This window comes from Oceaniglobus indicus (assembly GCF_002751875.1).
Classification (GTDB): Bacteria; Pseudomonadota; Alphaproteobacteria; order Rhodobacterales; family Rhodobacteraceae; genus Oceaniglobus; species Oceaniglobus indicus.
This window is the reverse complement of sequence record NZ_NMZM01000001.1, coordinates 76,998-95,440: the sequence shown is the minus strand read 5'-3', so window position 1 is coordinate 95,440 and position 18,443 is coordinate 76,998. Positions and strand designations below refer to the sequence as shown.

Here is an 18,443-nt window from a genome sequence, read left to right as displayed (position 1 = left end):
TTTCGTTGCGGCGGGCGTGTTCATGGCATGGCGCGGGCGCGGTATTCCTTAAAAATGCCCCGTTCTGTTTTTATGAGGGGGCGGGAACCTGTTGCACCGCCATGCCGTGCGACAGCCGCGACAAGAGGATCCCGCGCCGCGCCACACCAGTCGCCCGGCCAGGGCCGAAACGGGAAAGACCGCCATGCGTGACGATGCAAATAGGGCAAACACCAGCGATATCGCCATTGTCGGCATGGCCATCGACGTGCCGGGGGCGGACACCCTGGATCAATACTGGGCGAACCTGCGCGACGGCGTTGAATCGATCCGCCGCCTGACGGAAGACGAATTGCTTGCCGCCGGTGAAACCCCCGACCGGATCCGTCAGAAGAACTATGTGCCCGCGGCCGCTGTGTTGGAGGGGTTCGACACCTTCGATGCCGATTTCTTCGGCTTTTCCCCGAAAGAGGCCGCGATCCTCGATCCGCAGCATCGCAAGTTTCTTGAGGTGGCGTGGAAAGCGATGGAGAACGCGGGCCACCCGCCCCATTCCGACACCGGCCCCGTGGGCGTCTATGCGGGCTGCGGCATGGGCAGCTATTTCTATTTCAACATCTGCTCGAACCCGGCCCTGGTGAACGAGACGGGGATGTTCCTGTTGCGCCACACCGGCAACGACAAGGATTTCCTGTCGACCCGCGTCAGTCACGTGTTCGATCTGAAAGGCCCGTCGATCAACCTTCAGACGGCCTGTTCCACATCTTTGGTGGCCGTCCACTATGCCTGCCAGGCGCTGCGGCGCGGTGAGATCGACATGGCGCTGGCCGGGGGGGTGACAATCGAATTGCCCCAGGGGCGCGGTTATCTGTTTCAGGAGAACGAGATCCTGTCGCCCGACGGGCATTGCCATGCCTTCGATCACCGGGCGCAGGGCACCGTGTTCGGCTCGGGCGCCGGGGCGGTGACGCTGAAGCGGCTGGACGATGCCGTGGCCGACGGCGATCACATCTGGGCCGTGATCAAGGGTTCCGCCGTCAACAACGACGGCGCGGCCAAAGCGGGATACCTCGCCCCTTCGGTCGATGGTCAGGTGGCGGCGATCCGCGCCGCGCTGGGCGATGCGGGGGTGTCGGCCGCGACGCTGGATTATGTCGAATGTCACGGCACCGGCACCTATCTGGGCGACCCGATCGAGGTGTCGGCCCTGACCGAAGCCTGGCGCAAGGACACCAACGCCACCGATTTCGCGCGCATCGGATCGGTGAAGACCAACATCGGCCATCTGGACACCGCCGCCGGGGTGGCGGGGTTGATCAAGACCGCGCTGGCGCTGCACCACGCGCAGATTCCGCCATCACTGGGCTACGAGGCGCCGAACCCTGCCATCGATTTCGACACCTCGCCGTTCCGCGTCAACGACAGCCTGCGCGACTGGACCACCGCCAACGGCCCGCGCCGCGCCGCGGTCAATGCGCTGGGGGTCGGCGGCACCAACGCCCATGCGATCCTCGAACAGGCCCCCGACCGCACCGCGTCCGACGAAGCGGACTTCCCGTTCCAGATCCTCACGATCTCGGGACGCTCGCGCGCCGCGCTGGATACCAACACCCGCGCGCTGGCCGCGCACCTGCGCGCCCACCCCGAACAACCGCTGGCGGATGTCGCCTTCACCCTGAAGACCGGGCGCCACGGGTTCGACAAGCGCCGCACGCTGGTCGCCCATTCCCACGCCGAAGCCGCCGATCTGCTCGAGTCCGCCGATCCGCGCCGCGTGTTCACGCACGACCGGATCGCCGGCACGCCCGAAGCGGTGTTCATGTTCCCCGGCGGCGGTGCGCAATACCCCGACATGGCGCGCGACCTCTATGAGACCGAACCGGTGTTCGCCGACTGGATGGACCGCGGGCTGGATCATCTTGCGCCGCAACTCGAATATGACCTGCGCGCGCTGTGGCTGCCCGAACCGGGCGCGCGCGACGCCGCCGCCGAGACGCTGAAGAAGCCGTCGGTGCAACTGCCGCTGATCATGATCGTCGAATATGCGCTGGCGCAACTGTGGATGTCGTGGGGGGTGAAGCCCGCGGCGCTGGTCGGACATTCCATGGGCGAAAACACCGCCGCCTGTCTGGCCGGGGTGATGACGTTCGAGGATTGCATCGACCTTGTGCTGCTGCGCGGGCGGCTGTTCGATACCGTGGCACCGGGCGGCATGTTGTCGGTCGCGCTGCCCCTTGCCGAGCTTGAGCCGTTGCTGGGCGACGATCTGGACGTGGCAAGCCTGAACGCGCCCGCCCTGACCGCCGTCACCGGCCCGAACGCGGCGCTGGAGATTCTGGCGGAAACCCTGCGCGCGCGCGACATCGACCACCAGCGGATCGCCATCGACATTGCCGCCCATTCGCGGATGCTGGACCCGATCCTGCCGGAATATCGCAAATTCCTCGCGTCAATCACGCTGTCGGCGCCGAGCCTGCCGGTGCTGTCGAACCGCACCGGCCAGCCGCTGCGCGCGGATCAGGCGACCGATCCCGATTACTGGGTCGGCCAGTTGCGCAACACCGTGTTGTTCGCCGATTGCATCGCCACGCTGGCGACGGTCAGATCCCGCGTCTATCTTGAGGTCGGACCCGGCAAGGCGCTGTCGTCCCTGGCACAGATGTGCGACGCGGTGACGCCGGGCCAGGTGCTGGCGTCCCTGCGCCACCCGGATCAGCAGATTGCCGACGACGCCTATTTCTTCGGCGTGATCGGGCGGCTCTGGGCGTGCGGATACGACGCCGACTGGTCCCAGGTCTGGGGCGAGGCGCGGCGCAATCGCGTGGTCCTGCCCGATTACCAGTTTCAGCGGTCGCGCTATTTCATCGAACCGGGCGCGGTGACGGCCCCAGTCGAATCCACCGCCCTGCCCGTCCGCGCCGACGACATCGCCGACTGGGGATATCGCACCCTGTGGCGCCCGCGGCTGGCCGATCTGGACACCGACATCGACGAGGCGTTGGAAACACCGCGCACCTGGCTGATCTTCACCGACACCAGCGGCATCGGTGCGGCCTTGGCGAAACGGCTGCGCGACGCCGGGCATACGGTGAACACCGTCGCCTCGGGCGACACCTTCACCCGGCGCGGTGTGGGCGATTACACGCTGGCGCCCGAACGCGGGCGCGACGGCTATGAATCGCTGCTGCGCGATCTGGCCGATCGTGACCTGCTGCCCGACCGGATCGTGCACCTGTGGCTGGTGACCGACGGCGAGAGCTTCCGCCCCGGTTCCAGCTTCTTCGACCGCAACCAGGAACACGGCTTCTATTCGCTGATGTTCCTGGCACAGGCATTGTCGGATCACGACCTGTCGGATCTGCACATCACGGCCATCACCAGCGGCGCGGCCCAGATCGATGGTGAACCGCTGCCCCATCCCGAAAAGGCGACGATTGCCGGGCCCCTTGGTGTGATCCCGCGCGAATTGCCCGGCCTGACCTGTTCCGCGCTGGATATCCCTGTCGCACGGGCGACCGGTCTGTTGGGGCGGTTCAGCAAGGCGTCCGACGACCGCGCCCCCCTGATCGACCAGATGCTCGAGGATCTGCTGGCGCCGCCCGCCAATACCGTGGCGGCCCTGCGCGACGGGCGGCGCTTTGCCCAGACGATCCGGCCTGTCGCCCTGCCCGACAGCGGCGAAAACCCGTTCCGCGACGGGGGTACATACCTGATCACCGGCGGTTTCGGCGGCATCGCGCTGAGCGTGGCCGAGGATCTGATCCGCCGCCACCGCGCCAACATCGTGCTGGTGTCGCGCACCGCCCTGCCCGAACCTCAGGATCGCACGCGCTGGATCGAAACCCACGCACCGCAGGATCGCACGAGCCGGGCGATCCGGGCGGTTCAGCGGCTGGAGGAGATGGGGGCGCAGGTGCTCTGCGCCGCCGCCGATGTCTGTGACGTGGGCGCCATGGGCGCCGCCGCCGACGCGGCCCGCGCCCGGTTCGGCGCGATCACCGGCGTGATCCACGCCGCCGGAACGGTGGATGACGCGCCGCTTCTGGGCAAAACGGTTCTGGAAACCGAAGCCGTATTCGCGCCTAAGATCAACGGCCTGCGCGTTCTTGACACCGTGTTTCCCGATGGCGCGCTTGAATTGCTGGTGCTGTCCTCGTCCACGTCCACGTCGATCCGCGCGGCAGGCCAGATCGATTATGTCGCCGCGAACGAATATCTGAACGCCGTGGCACGGTCACGGCGCGGTGCGAAAACCCGGATCGTCGCCGTGAACTGGGGCGTCTGGGCCGATGTCGGCATGGCCGCCGATGCCACGGTTCGCGATGTCGATCTGCCCGAACCGGTGGCGACCGATCAGCCGCTGTTGCACAAGGCCGGGTTCGATGCCGAAGGGCGGCGCATCTTTACCTCTCGGCTCAGGGCCAGCGACACCTGGGTTCTCGACCAGCACCGCACCCGCGCGGGCGATGCCCTGTTGCCGGGCACCGGATACATCGAACTGGCCGCCGAAGCGCGCGCCGCGCATGGCAAGACGGGGCCCTTCGAGATCCGCGATCTGAGCTTCTTCCGCGCGCTCGACGTCGCAGAAACCCCGCGCGAAATCATGGTGCGGCTGGAAGATACCGACGACGGCATCCTGTTCGAAACCCGCAGCGATGTGCAGGTCGACGGGCGGCGCGGCCATGTCCTGAACGCGCAGGCCACCTTGGCCGACCTTGAAGAAACCCCCGGCACGCTGGACCTTGCCGCGATCCGCGCGCGCTGCCCCGATGTTGTCGAACCCGGTGCTGACCGCCTGCGCTCGCCGCAGGAGGCGCAACTGGATTTCGGACCGCGCTGGCATGTGCTGCGCGCCATGGCCACGGGCGACGGCGAAGGCATCGCGCACCTGTCCCTGCCCGAAGACCTGCACGGCGATCTGGCCGACGGTTTCCTGGCCCATCCGGGGCTGATGGACCTTGCCACCGGCTGGGCCGTCGCGCTGGCGCCCGGCTATTCGGATCAGCACTTGTGGGTGCCCGTGTCGTATCGCTCGGTGCGGCTGTTCGGACCGGTGCCCGCGACGCTGCACAGCTGGATGCGGCTGTCGCCAGGTGACGGGATGGACGGGTTCGCCACGTTCGACGTGACCCTGACCGATGACACGGACACCATCGTCGCCGAGATCGAGGAGTTCTCGATGAAGCGCCTGGCCACCGCCGCCGCCTTCGCGAAATCCGCACCGGTCGATGCGCGCGAGGTGATCTTTGCCGACGCGCAGCAAAAGCCCCTCTCGGCGGCCGAGGAAGACCTGGCCGCCATCGTGCAACAGGGCATCCGCGCCGCCGAGGGACCGGCCGCCCTGCGCCGCGCGCTTAGTGTTGCGATGGACCGCGACCTTGCGCAGATCAGCGTCTCGTCCCTGGACCTGCCCGCGCTGGTGCGGCGCGCCGACCATGCCACGCCCCAAGCCAGCGACGATGCCCAAACCTTCGAGCGCCCGCAGCTCGACAGCGCCTATGTCGCACCGCGCAACGCGATCGAGGAGGCGCTGGCCGCAAGCTGGCAGAGCCTGCTGGGCGTGTCGCAGGTCGGCGTCGACGACAGTTTCTTCGACCTCGGCGGTCATTCCCTGATCGCCGTGCGCCTGTTCGCGCAGATCCGCAAGACATGGGACGTGCAGTTCCCGATCTCGCTGCTGTTCGAGGCGCCGACCATCGCCGCCGTTGCCGAAAAGATCGCCGAACGTGTCGGCCATGTGACCGGCGGCGCCGAGGATGCGGGCACCACCGCCGCCGCCGCGGACAGGCAGCGCTTTCATCACCTTGTCGCGCTGCACCAGGGTGATGGTGGCGCGCGCACGCCGCTGTTCATCGTCGCGGGGATGCGCGGCAACGTGATGAACCTGCGCCATCTCGGTCTCGGGCTTGGCACCGAACGGCCCGTTTATGGCGTTCAGGCCAAGGGGTTGGTGGGCGACGAGGAACCGCACACCACGATCGAGGAAGCCGCCCGCGCCTATATCGACGAGATCCGGCAGGTCCAGCCAGAAGGCCCCTATCTGCTGTCGGGATTTTCGGGCGGCGGCATCACCGCCTATGAGATCGCCCAGCAACTGGATGCCGCGGGTGAAGCCGTGGCGATGATCGCCCTGCTGGACACGCCCCTGCCCGTGCGGCCGGTGCTGAATACCACCGACAAGGCGCTGATCAAGAAAGAGGAATTCCGCCGCAAGGGTATCGGATACCTCAAGGAATGGGCGCAGGCCCGGATCGCCTGGGAATTGCAGAAGATCCGCCAGAAGAGCGCCCCCGATCCGGTGGTGGTCGAGAGCGAATTCAACTCGATGAAGATCGAACTGGCGTTTCGCGACGCGGTCGGACGCTATGAACTGCGTCCCTGGGATGGTCCGCTGACCCTGTTCCGCCCGCCGCTGGATCGACATTGGCAGGTTTCCGATGGCAACTGGGTGACGCGCGCCCGCGAATACGCCTGGCACGACAACCAATGGACCCCCTGGGCCCCCGCGATCGAGGTGGTCGAGGTGCCGGGCGATCACGATTCCATGGTGCTGGTGCCGAACGTCAGCGTCCTGACCGCGCGCCTGCGCACCGCGATCCGCGCCGCCGAACGTGCCAGCCGTCCGGCGCGTGTGCCACGCGCGGCGGCCGCGGAGTGAAGGACCGACCTGCATGACATCGCCGACGCTTCTGACCGTGATCCTGAACTATCGCACGGCGCCCTTGACCCTGCGCGCCGCCGATGCCGCGCTGCGTGACATGGAGGGGATCGCGGGCGGTCTGGTGATCGTCGACAACGATTCGCGCGACGGGTCGTTCCGAATGCTGTCGGACGCGGTGCGCGACCGGGGCTGGGACGCCGACGGGCGGGTGCGTGTGATCCAGGCCGGGGTCAACGGCGGCTTCGGCGCCGGCAACAACGTCGGGATCCGCGCCGGCCTGTCCGATGGCACACCGCCCGATTTCATCTATGTCCTGAACTCCGACGCCTTCCCCGATCGGGGCGCGATCCGGGTGCTGATGGAGTTCCTGCGCGACCATCCCCGCGCCGGTTTTGTCGGCAGTCACGTGCGCGGCGAAGACGACGTGCCGCACCCGACGCTGTTCCGTTTTCCAAGTATCGCCGGCGAATTCGAAAGCGCGGCCCGGTTCGGCCCGATCACCCGGTTGCTGAAGAACGCCACCGTGCGCCTGCCGATTCCCGACACCCCGCGCCAGATCGACTGGAGCGCGGGCGCCAGCCTGATGATCCGGCGCGCGGCACTGGACGAGATCGGCCTGTTCGATGAGGGGTTCTTCCTGTATTTCGAGGAAACCGACCTGTGCCGCCGTGCCGCCGCTGCCGGTTGGGAGCGGTGGTATCATCCCGACAGCCGCGTCGTGCACATCGGCAGTGTCTCGACCGGCATGAACAAATGGGATCGGGTTCCGACCTATTTCCTCGACTCCCGCACCCGCTATTTCACCAAGACCCACGGTCGCGCCTATGCGGCCATGGCCACGCTCGGGCTGGTGGCGGGCGGCACGCTGTGGCGGCTGCGCTGCCTGCTGACCAACCGCGCCGTCGGCGCGCCCCGTTGGTTTCTGCGCGACCTTATCGCCCACGCCTGGCGCACCGGCTTCGCATTGCCGCGCCTGCCCCTGCCGCCGGCCCGCACCCTCAGAGAGGATTCAGAATGACCCGTTTTTCAACAGTTCTCATCGGGGGTGAATCCCTGTTGATCGGCTGCGCCGACATGCTGCGCGAACGCGGCCATCGGATCGACGCGGTGATCAGCACCGATCCCGCCATCCGCGACTGGGCGGCGCAGGCGGGCGTGGCCTGCCATGCCCGCGCGGGCGATCTGAACGCCGCCCTGCCCGATGGCACCGACTGGATCCTGTCGATCGCCAACCTGTCCATCATCCCCGACGCGGTTCTGGCGCTGGCGCGACAGGGTGCCGTCAACTTCCACGACGGCCCGTTGCCCGATCGCGCCGGGTTGAACACCCCGGCCTGGGCGCGGATCGAAGGTGCTGCGACCCACGGGATCACCTGGCACGTCATGGAAGGCGGTGTGGACAAGGGCGACATCCTGGAACAACGCCTGTTCGACATCACCCCCGAGGATACGGCGTTCACCCTGAACTCGAAATGCTACGCCGCCGCGATGGACAGCTTTCCGGCGCTGGTCGCACAGCTTGAAGACGGGCTGCGCCGCACGCCACAGGATCTGTCCACCCGCACCTGGTATGCCCGCGACAAGCGGCCGGAACACGGCGGTTTCCTGGAGTTTTCCAAGAACGGAACCGAGATTGCCGCATTGGTGCGCGGGCTGGATTTCGGCGACTACGCCAATCCCCTGACCCGTGCAAAGATCATGGCGCCGTCCGGCCCGCTGATCGTTGTCCGGGCCGAAATCGCCGAAGGGTCCGGCGCACCCGGCACGGTTCTGGCAACCGGCGCGGACAGCGTGACGGTGGCCTGCGGCAACGGCGCGCTGCGCCTGTCGGGACTGTGCGACATGCAGGGGCATGCCGTGGAGGCCGGCGCCGACTTGCCCGTGGGCACGGCCATCGCCCTGCCCTCGCCCGACACGCTGAGCCCCCTGTCGGACCTTGTGTCCGGGGAAAATCACTGGCGCGCGCGGCTGATTGCGGCCGATCCGTTGACGCCCGGCCTTGCGCGACGCGGCACCACCCCGGATTGGCGCGCGACACCGCTGGATTTCGGCCCCTTGCCCAATGACGACCGGCTGGCCGTTGTCGCCCAATGGGCGCGCATGTCCTGCGGTGCGCACGCCGGCGATCTGGGCTATGTCAGCGCCGGATTGGCCGCGATGGTGGCGCAGGCGGGCGATCTGATCGCCCCCATGGCGCTGTTGCATATCGACGACAGCGATCTTGCGGCAACCCGCACCGCCATGGCACCACAGCTTGACAGGATCGCGAAAACGCCGGGGTTCGCCGCGGACCTGATGCGTCGGGATCCCGGGATCGACGCCGCCCTGCCCGATATCGCCGTATCGCACGGTGGCCCGGTCGCGGGCACGGCGGTCACGGTCGCGTTGGGGGATGTTCCCACCTTCCACCATGACGCCGACCGCGTGGATGACGCAGCCGCCGCTCTGCTGATCGCGCGCCTGCACCACATGGCGGTCGAAGCCGCCGCCGGGCGCGCGCTGACGGCCCTGCCCCCGGCCGAGCAGGATCTGACGCTGAACACCTGGAACGCGACCGGGGTGGATCATGATCGCACCCTGACCGTGCACGCCGCGTTCGAGGCGCAGGTGGCCCGCACCCCCGACGCCACCGCCCTGGTGTTCGAGGACCTGAGCCTGAGCTACGGCGCCCTGAACGCCGCCGCCAACCGCATGGCCCATACATTGCGCACCATGGGCGTGGGGCCGGGCGCCCATGTCGGACTGTGCACCGCACGTTCGCCCGACCTGCTGATCGGGGCGCTGGCGATCCTCAAGGCCGGAGGCGCCTATGTGCCGCTGGACCCGGCCTATCCGGCGGATCGCATCGCCCATTACATCTGCGATAGCGAGGCATTGGTGATCGTGGCCCAACCCGACCTGATCGACGGCCTGCCCGCGAACGATGCGGTGGTCCTGTCGACCGACGACGCCCGCATTGCCGACGCGCCCAACACCAAGCCCGAAGGCGGCGCAGGCGCCGATGATCTGGCCTATCTGATCTATACCTCGGGCTCGACCGGCCTGCCCAAGGGGGTGATGGTCGAACACCGCAACGTCGCCAACTTCTTCACCGGCATGGACGCACGGATCGACCACGACGCCGGATCGGTCTGGCTGGCGGTCACGTCGCTGTCCTTCGACATCTCGGTGCTGGAACTGTTCTGGACACTCGCGCGGGGGTTCAAGCTGATCCTGTCGTCCGATGCCGACCGCGCGCTGATCGCCGGGGATGCACCCGCCGTCAGCGACCGGCCCATCGACTTCAACCTGTTCTATTGGGGCAACGACGACGGCGCCGGGCCGAAGAAATACGAATTGCTGCTTGAGGGCGCGAAGTTTGCCGATGCCAACGGCTTCAACGCGGTCTGGACGCCCGAACGCCACTTCCATGCCTTCGGCGGCCCCTATCCCAACCCGTCGGTCACCGGCGCGGCGGTCGCGGCGGTGACGCACAACCTGTCCGTCCGGGCCGGATCCTGTGTCGCACCATTGCACCACCCGGCACGCATCGCCGAGGAATGGGCCGTGATCGACAACCTGATCGACGGGCGCGCCGGCCTTGCCATCGCATCCGGCTGGCAACCCGATGATTTCGTGCTGCGGCCCGAAAACACGCCGCCCGCGAACAAGCCCGCGATGTATGAAGCGATCGACATCCTGCGCAAGCTGTGGCGCGGCGATGCCGTGGCGTTTCCGACGCAGGACGGCACGATGTTCGACGTGGTCACGCAACCCCGCCCGGTCAGCGCGGAACTGCCGATCTGGGTGACGACAGCCGGCAACCCCGAAACCTGGAAGGAAGCGGGGGCGATCGGCGCCAACGTCCTGACCCACCTTCTGGGCCAGAGCATCGACGAGGTGGCGGGCAAGATCACCCTCTATCACGACGCCCTGCGCGCGGCCGGGCACGATCCGGCCGATCACAAGGTCACGGTGATGTTGCACACCTATCTGGCCGACACCCGCGAGGCGGCCGAACAGGTGGCGCGGGGTCCGATGAAGGATTACCTGCGCTCGGCCGCCGGCCTGATCAAGCAATATGCCTGGGCCTTCCCGGCGTTCAAACGTCCGGCCGGTGTGTCGAACCCGTTCGAGGTGGATCTGTCCGGCCTGGCCGAAGACGAGATGGAGGCGATCCTGGAGTTCGCCTTCCTGCGCTATTTCGAGGACTCGGGCCTGTTCGGCACCGTCGACGACGCCGTCGCCCGGGCCGAACAGCTGAAGCGCATCGGCGTCGATGAAATCGCCTGCCTGATCGACTATGGCATCGCGCCTGCCATTGTGATGGAGGGTCTGAAACCCCTGGCCGAGGCCCTGCGCCGCGCCAACGCCGGGTCCATGCCCGCCGAGGATGACTTTTCCATCGCGGCGCAGATCCGCCGCCATGGCGTGACGCACCTGCAATGCACGCCGTCCATGGCGCGGATGATCGCCATGAACGACGATGCCGGTGCCGCGCTGGCGAGGCTGAAAACCCTGATGGTGGGCGGCGAAGCCCTGTCGGGCGACCTGGTCCGCGCGTTGAAAGCGCGCACCGATGCGGCGATCCTGAACATGTATGGCCCGACCGAAACCACCATCTGGTCGACGGTCCAGACGGTCAACGACGCGCCCGACGTCCAGCCGATCGGCACCCCCATCGCCAACACCTCGGTCTATGTGCTGGACGCCGCGCGCCGGCCCGCGCCGGTGGGTGTGGCGGGCGAATTGTTCATCGGCGGCGAAGGGGTCACGCGGGGCTATTGGCGACGCGACGACCTGACGGCGGAACGCTTTCCCGACGATCCGTTCCATCCCGACAGCGGCGCCAGGCGCATGTATGCCACCGGAGATCTGGTGCGCTGGCGGGCCGATGGCACCCTGGATTTCCTTGGCCGCATGGATACCCAGGTCAAGATCCGCGGCCACCGGATCGAGCTGGGCGAGATCGAGGCGCGGCTGGTCGCCATCGACGGCATCGCCCAGGCGGTGGTGATCGCCCGCGACATGGGCGGCGACACGCGGCTGGTCGCCTATCTGACCGGACAGGTGCCCGACGACGCCACCTTGCGCACCCGGCTTGAGGGCGTTCTGCCCGCCATCATGGTGCCGGCACATTTCGTCACGCTGGACACCCTGCCCCTGACCCCGAATCGCAAAATCGACCGCAAGGCATTGCCGGAACCGGTGCAACGTCGCGCCATGTCGCCGGCGAACACGGCCGCGGCCCCCGTTTCGGGAAGGCAGGGCGCGATCGCCGCGATCTGGTCGCGGATCCTGAGTGTTGCCGACATCCGCCCCGACGACAACTTCTTCAGCCTCGGGGGGCATTCCCTGCTGGCGGTGCAGGCCCATCGCGAGATCCGGGCCGATCTGGCTGTGCCGCATCTGTCGATCACGGATATTTTCCGCTATCCGGTTCTGAAATCGCTTGCGGATCACATCGACGGCGCGAACACTGAAAGACCGCAGGCTGCGCCCGAAGACACAAAGGCGCGCAGCGAAACAATGAACAAACGTCGCGCCATGCGCGCAAACCGCGAGGCCCGTACAGGATGAGGATCGACCCAGTGACGGCTGTGCACACCCCCGTTCCGGTGGGTGTGCGTGGGCTGTTTCCATCAGATATTGCCGTTGCGCTGTGTGATCCCCGCCGGCCCCTCGGCGGGCTTCTGGGGCGCGAGGGGCGGGATCTGAATCGGATGGTCGATCGTCGCCAGCGTGAATTCACCGCCGGACGTTATGCGGCGCGCCAGGCCATGGCCGAACTGGGCGTGCCGCCGCAGCCGGTCCTGCCCGGTGCGGACCGCGCGCCGATCTGGCCCGACGGCCTGGTGGGCAGCCTGTCACACGATACCGCCGTCTGCATCTGTGCCATGGGCCGCTCGGATGATGTGCGCAGCATCGGCGTCGATGTCGAAGGCAACACGCCGCTGGATGGCGATCTGGTCGAAACGGTTTGCACGGCCGACGAACGCGACTGGCTGGCCACCCAACCCGACGACCAGCGCGATCGTCTGGCCAAGCTGCTGTTTTCGGCCAAGGAAACCGCATACAAGACGCAATATCCCCTGACCCGCGCGCTGCTGGATTATCACGATATCGCCGTGTCGCCCGATCTGTCGCTCGGCGGCTTTCGCGCGACGTTTCGAATCGACGTCGGCGAGTTTTCTCGCGGCGATACACTCAGCGGGCAGTTCCATCGCGATGATGACCTGATTTTCACTGCGATGTGCCTGCGCCCCGCTGCCGGAGCCTAGGCCATGGCGCCCCCGGTCCGAAAGGCGTTGTCACGGCGCCACGCCCTTGCGCTTGCCGGTGTCGGCACCTTGGCGGCTGCCGGGGCGGTTGCGCTCTGGCCTGCGCGCGGGCCCCGGCTGGCCGGCGCGGGGCAGATGGCAAACGCCTATCGCACCCCCCTTGCACCGCCTGTGGGCGGGCTGAACGTCTATCACCTGGGTCACAGCCTGGTGGGGCGCGACATGCCCGCGATGCTGGCGCAGATGGCCGGTGCCGCCCATCGCTATGACAGCCAGCTGGGTTGGGGCACGTCGCTGCGCGATCATTGGGAACCCTCCATCGGGATCGAGGGGTTCGCCCACGAAAACGATCATCCGCGTTTTCGACCGGCCCGCCCGGCGCTTGAGTCCGGGCTCTACGATGCCGTTGTCCTGACCGAAATGGTCGAGCTGCGCGATGCCATACGCTGGCATGAAAGCGCGCGATATTTCGAATTGTGGGGCGATCTGGCACGGCGCGCCAACCCTGCCGTGCGGGTCTATCTTTACGAAACCTGGCATTGGCTGAACGATCCGGACGGCTTCCGCGTGCGGCTGGATCGCGATTACGCCCCCCTGTGGAAGGGCGAGATCCTGGCCGCCGACGTCGCCGCCCACCCCGACCGGCCGGCCCATGTGATCCCGGCGGGCCAGGTCATGGCGGCCGTTCTGCGCGCCGTCGAAAGCGCCCCCCTGCCGGGACTGTCGCGCGCCGAAGACCTGTTCGCCAAGGAACCCGGCGGCGCCCAGGACAACATACATTTCAACGATATCGGCGCCTATCTTGTGGCCGCGACCCATTACGCGGTGTTGTATCACCGCTCGCCCGTCGGGCTGCCCCATCGGCTGTTGCGCGCCGATGGCATGGTGGCGGACGCGCCGTCGCCCGAAGCGGCCGCGCTGATCCAGCGCACGGTCTGGGACGTGGTGACATCCCTGCCCGAAACCGGCGTCGCGGGATGAGCATGCTGTCGGCCCTTGCCGGTGTGCTGATGGTGGGTCACTCGCTGATCTCGCCCGCCCAGCCACAGATGCTGCAACAGCTTCTGGCGGCGCGGGGCATCGACGCCCCCGTCGCGGCACAGATCATCAACGGCGCGCCGCTGATCTGGAACTGGACCCACGGCGGCGAGGCCGAGGTGGATGCGCGCGCCGAACTGGCGACGGGCCGTTACGACACCCTGATCCTGACCGAAGCGATACCGTTGCAGAACCATCTGGACTGGAGCGAAACGCCCGACCATGTGGCACGCTATGGCACCTTGGCGCACGAGGCGAATCCGGCGGCGCAGGTGTATCTTTTGGAAACCTGGCACAGCCTGAACAGCGGCACCGGCATCGCCATCGAACATGATGCGCGCGGCGACGTGCCATGGCGCCAGCGGCTGGACGACGACTGGCCGCTTTGGCAGGGGGTCGTGCGCGATTCCGGCATCAACGCCATCGTGATCCCCGCCGGTCAGGCCATGGCGGCCCTGGCCGATGCCATTTCGGCCGGCGATGTGCCGGGGTTGGACTCCATCGGCGACGTCTTTGCCGACGATATCCACCCGAACGATGTGGGTCATTATTTCGTTTCGCTGGTCACTTTCGCGGCGATCACCGGGCAGGATCCCGTCGGATTGCCGTTTGAATTGAACGACAGATGGGGCGCCCCGTTCGACGCGCCCGGCGCTGACCTTGCGGCCAGACTGCAACGTATCGCGGGCGACACCGTGGCGCGCATCGCCAACGTGACCCTTGGCTCGGGTGCAGCGCCCGACAGCCCCCGCGCGCCACCGGCGCCGACGGCGGCACCCGACAGGACACCGGAGAACCGAACCGGCGGAATCGGGATCGGCCTGTCCGGCGTGAACGACTGGAGTGTCCAGCAGCCGTTCATTGACGTGATGAAGACCGCCCGCCCCTGGCTGGGTCATCGCCCCGGGCAATTCGGCGGCATGGGGGTCGAGGATCTGGAAGCCGCCGGCCTGTTGGATGATGCGGGCTGGCCGCGCGCGATCCCGCGCACCCTGTCGTCGATCGGCACCCTGATCCTGACCGACCTGCCCGAGGCGGCGATCACCATGGCGGGGCGCTATGTCCTGCGCTTTGACGGCACCGGCATCGTCGAGGTGCAGGGCCGCGTGTCGAACGTCCGTTATGGCCCGGGCGAGGTGCGGTTCGATTACGCCCCCGGCCCCGGTCCGGTCCAGATCCGCATCCAGCGCACCGATCCGAACCGTACCGGCGATCATGTCCGCAACATCACCGTGATGCAGGAACGCCATGCCGACGCCTATGCGGATGGCGCGCGGTTCAATCCCGATTGGCTGGCCCTGCTGGACGGGATGACGGTTCTGCGGTTCATGGACTGGATGGCGACCAACGGATCGACCCAATCCACCTGGGCCGAGCGGCCGCGCGTGTCCGACATGACCTATGCGCGCAAGGGCGTGCCGGTCGAGGTGATGATCGACCTTGCCAATACCGTTGGGGCCGATCCCTGGGTCAACATGCCCCACCTGGCCGACGACGATTACGTGCGCCGGTTCGCCACCGCCATGCGCGACGGGTTGAACCCGGATCTGCGGGTCATGGTCGAATTTTCCAACGAGGTCTGGAATTGGCAGTTCACCCAGACGGCATGGGCCGACGCCCAGGCGACCGAACGGTGGGGCGTGGCGGACGCGGGATATCAGTATTACGGCATGCGCGCGGCCGAGGTCGCGCGCATGTGGTCGTCGATCCTGCCCGAGGATCGGCTGATCAACGTCGTCTCGACGCAAACCGGATGGCTGGGCCTTGAGGATCCGATCCTGAACGCCCCGCTGTTCACCGGCGAAGCGCCGGACAACGCCGCGCCCCACACCGCATTCGACGCCTATGCCGTGTCGGGGTATTTCGGCGGCATCCTGGGCACCGAGGCCGATGCCGAAACCGTGCGCGGCTGGCTGGCCGACAGCCTGGCCATGGCCCGGGACGCGGCCGCCAGGTTGCCCGAGGATGAACGCGCCGCCCATATTGCCGCGCACCGGTTTGACCACGCCAGCGCGCTGGCCGGGCGCGACCTGCTGGACGGCAGCGTCTCGGGCCACCCCGACGCCGCCCTGCCGGATCTGACCGACCGCCTCTGGCCCTATCACAAGGGTGTCGCGGACCGTTACGGTCTGGAGCTGGTGATCTATGAGGGCGGCAGCCACGTCGTCGGCATCGGTGCGATGGTGGATGACGCGGCAATGACCGATTTCCTGATCCACTTCAACTATACTCCTGAAATGGCCGCGCTTTATGAACGCTTGCTGGCAGCATGGGCCGATCTGGATGCCGGGGTGTTCACCCATTACAGCGATGTTTATGCGCCGACGAAATGGGGCAGCTGGGGCGCGCGCCGGCATCTGTTGGACGACAATCCCCGGTGGCGGGCGCTGACGGGCCCGAAATGAGCGTTTCCGTCATCCTGCCGGCCCATGACGAAGCCGGCTATATCGGCCCCTGCCTTGCGGCGCTGCTGGACTCGGACCTTGCGCAGGCCGAAGTGATCGTGATCGCCAATGGATGCCAGGACGACACGGTTGCGGTGGCACAGGGATACGCGGATCGGTTCGCATCGAAGGGATGGCCGTTTCGCGTGATCGACACGCCCGAAGGCGGCAAGCTGAACGCGCTGAACATCGGCGACGCCGCCGCCAGCCATGGCACCCGCGTCTATCTGGATGCCGACGTGATCGTGTCACCGCCGCTTCTGGCCGCTCTGGCGGCCGTGCTGGACACGGATGCACCTCGCTATGCCGGGGGAACGCCGCGCATCGCACCGGCGCAGAGCGCGCTGACCCGCGCCTATGCCCGGTTCTGGGTCACGCTGCCCTTCGTGACCGACGGCGTGCCGGGGTTCGGCATCTTCGCGGTCAATGCGGCCGGTCGCGCGCGTTGGGGCCGCTTTCCCGACATCATCTCGGACGATACCTTCGTGCGGCTGCATTTCGCCGGGCCCGAGCGTCACCGCGTCGCAGCCGTCTATCACTGGCCGATGGTCGAGGGTTTCGCCAACCTTGTCCGCGTGCGCCGCCGCCAGGATCGCGGCGTCGCCGAGATCGCGGCGCGGTTTCCGGGTCTGTTGGCCAATGACGACAAGCAGCGCGTGGGGTTCGGCGGCGTCCTGCGCCGTGCCCTGCGCGATCCGGTGGGTTTCGCGGCCTACGCGACGGTCGCGGTGGCCGTGAGGCTGCCCGTGTTCCGGCACGCCGGGGCCTGGGCGCGGGGCCGCTAGCCGCCCGCGATCAGCGCGCGAAGCCTTGCCGCCTGTTCGTCGATGTCATGGCGGGCCAGAACCCGGTCGCGTCCCGCCTGCCCCATGGCCGCCAGCCGCGACACCGGCAGCGACGCCATCTTCGCCATGGCCCCTGCCAGGGCATCGGCGTCGCCCGCCGCCACAAGAAGGCCGGTATCGGGTGTCACCAGTTCGGGAATGCCCGCGATAAAGGTCGAGATCACCGGACGCCCGGCGGCCATCGCCTCCATGATCACCATGGGCAGACCTTCGGCAAAGCTGGGCATCACCAGCACATGGGCGGCGGCAAGTTCGCCGTTCACGCGCCCTTCATCCAGCCAGCCGGTCAACGCGATCCGGTCTTCCAACCCATGCGCCTCGATCGCCTTTTCCAGGTCCGGGCGCATGGGCCCGTCACCCACCAGGGTCAGGTGGATGTCGGGGTGGCTGTCCTTCAGCGCGGCCATCGCCCGCACCAGGATCATCTGGCCCTTCTGTTCGCAAAACCGGCCGATGTTGACGGCGCGCAGCGGTCCGGCCTGCAACGCCGCCGGATCGGCAAACCGCCAGGGTTCGATTCCGCAATGCACCGTCTCGATGCGATTCCAGGCCGCGAACGGGGCCCATCGGTAAAGCTGTGCGCGCCCGAAGGCGCTGACCGCCACGGCAAAGCGCGCCCTGGCGATCTTCAGCGGCAAGGCAAGGCTGGCGGGCGCGTCGAACTCCTCGGGGCCATGGGTGGTGAAACTGTAGGCCGGACCGCCAAGCGCATGGGCCAGAAGCGCGACGGCGGCCGAATTGGTGGCAAAATGGGCGTGGATGTGATCGACGCCTTCGGCGGCGCAGCGGTCGGCGACATGGGCGGCCTCGGCCAGATAGACCAGGTGGCGCGCGATGTTGCCGCGCGCGGCCGACGCCATGCGCAACGCAAGGCCGGCGGCGCGCGCCGTGCGTCCGGGCGCGCGCAGGGCACGCCCCGCCAGCGCGGCCAGCAGACGCATGCCACCCCGTTTCAGGACGTATTCGGTCGCCTCCCGCTCGTGCGCATTCAGCGGATCGGCCAGCGGGCCGTCGAACGGTCGCATGGCCAGGCGCACGACCGACACACCGGCCCGCTCGTGGGCGTGGATCTCGCGCCGGATGAAGCTCTGGGAGGGCTGCGGATAGGTGTTCAGGACATAGGCAATTTTCATCTCGGGCCTTTTGCAGCGTTCCGGGCGCGCATACGCCGACAGAGTGGGTGAAATCACGCCACTGTGCAAACCGCATGGCAAAT

General features: G+C 67.6%; 8 protein-coding genes. 7 read left to right on the top strand and 1 reads right to left on the bottom strand.

Annotated elements, in window-relative coordinates:
• The first annotated feature begins 184 nt into the window (after positions 1-184).
• The 7 genes from CFP68_RS00410 to CFP68_RS00380 are packed head-to-tail and all read left to right on the top strand — an operon-like array spanning position 185 to position 17,167.
• Complete coding sequence (locus CFP68_RS00410; RefSeq protein ID WP_099823310.1) at positions 185-6,637, top strand: type I polyketide synthase; 6,453 nt, start codon at positions 185-187, stop codon at positions 6,635-6,637.
• A 13-nt stretch (positions 6,638-6,650) separates the two neighbouring features.
• A complete protein-coding gene (locus tag CFP68_RS00405) occupies positions 6,651-7,658 on the top strand; it encodes a glycosyltransferase family 2 protein (RefSeq protein WP_099823308.1) in 1,008 nt (335 codons plus the stop codon).
• On the top strand, positions 7,655-12,199 hold the full coding sequence (locus CFP68_RS00400) for a MupA/Atu3671 family FMN-dependent luciferase-like monooxygenase (protein ID WP_099823306.1): 4,545 nt from the start codon (positions 7,655-7,657) through the stop codon (positions 12,197-12,199). The genes CFP68_RS00405 and CFP68_RS00400 overlap by 4 nt, the downstream gene beginning before the upstream one ends.
• 11 nt (positions 12,200-12,210) lie before the next feature.
• Positions 12,211-12,900 (top strand): 4'-phosphopantetheinyl transferase family protein, encoded by a 690-nt coding sequence (locus CFP68_RS00395; RefSeq protein WP_158234108.1) that lies wholly within the window; start codon positions 12,211-12,213, stop codon positions 12,898-12,900.
• A gap of 3 nt (positions 12,901-12,903) precedes the next feature.
• On the top strand, positions 12,904-13,881 hold the full coding sequence (locus CFP68_RS00390; protein WP_241523896.1) for a hypothetical protein: 978 nt from the start codon (positions 12,904-12,906) through the stop codon (positions 13,879-13,881).
• On the top strand, positions 13,878-16,343 hold the full coding sequence (locus CFP68_RS00385) for a hypothetical protein (RefSeq protein WP_099823302.1): 2,466 nt from the start codon (positions 13,878-13,880) through the stop codon (positions 16,341-16,343). Before CFP68_RS00390 ends, CFP68_RS00385 begins: the two co-directional genes overlap by 4 nt.
• Positions 16,340-17,167 (top strand): glycosyltransferase family 2 protein, encoded by an 828-nt coding sequence (locus CFP68_RS00380; protein WP_099823300.1) that lies wholly within the window; start codon positions 16,340-16,342, stop codon positions 17,165-17,167. The genes CFP68_RS00385 and CFP68_RS00380 overlap by 4 nt, the downstream gene beginning before the upstream one ends.
• On the opposite strand, the gene CFP68_RS00375 is transcribed toward CFP68_RS00380, so the two are convergent.
• Entirely contained in the window at positions 17,164-18,360 is a 1,197-nt protein-coding gene (locus tag CFP68_RS00375; protein ID WP_099823298.1) for a glycosyltransferase, read from the bottom strand. The two genes, CFP68_RS00380 and CFP68_RS00375, sit on opposite strands and share 4 nt — an antisense overlap.
• Positions 18,361-18,443: the final 83 nt, after the last annotated feature.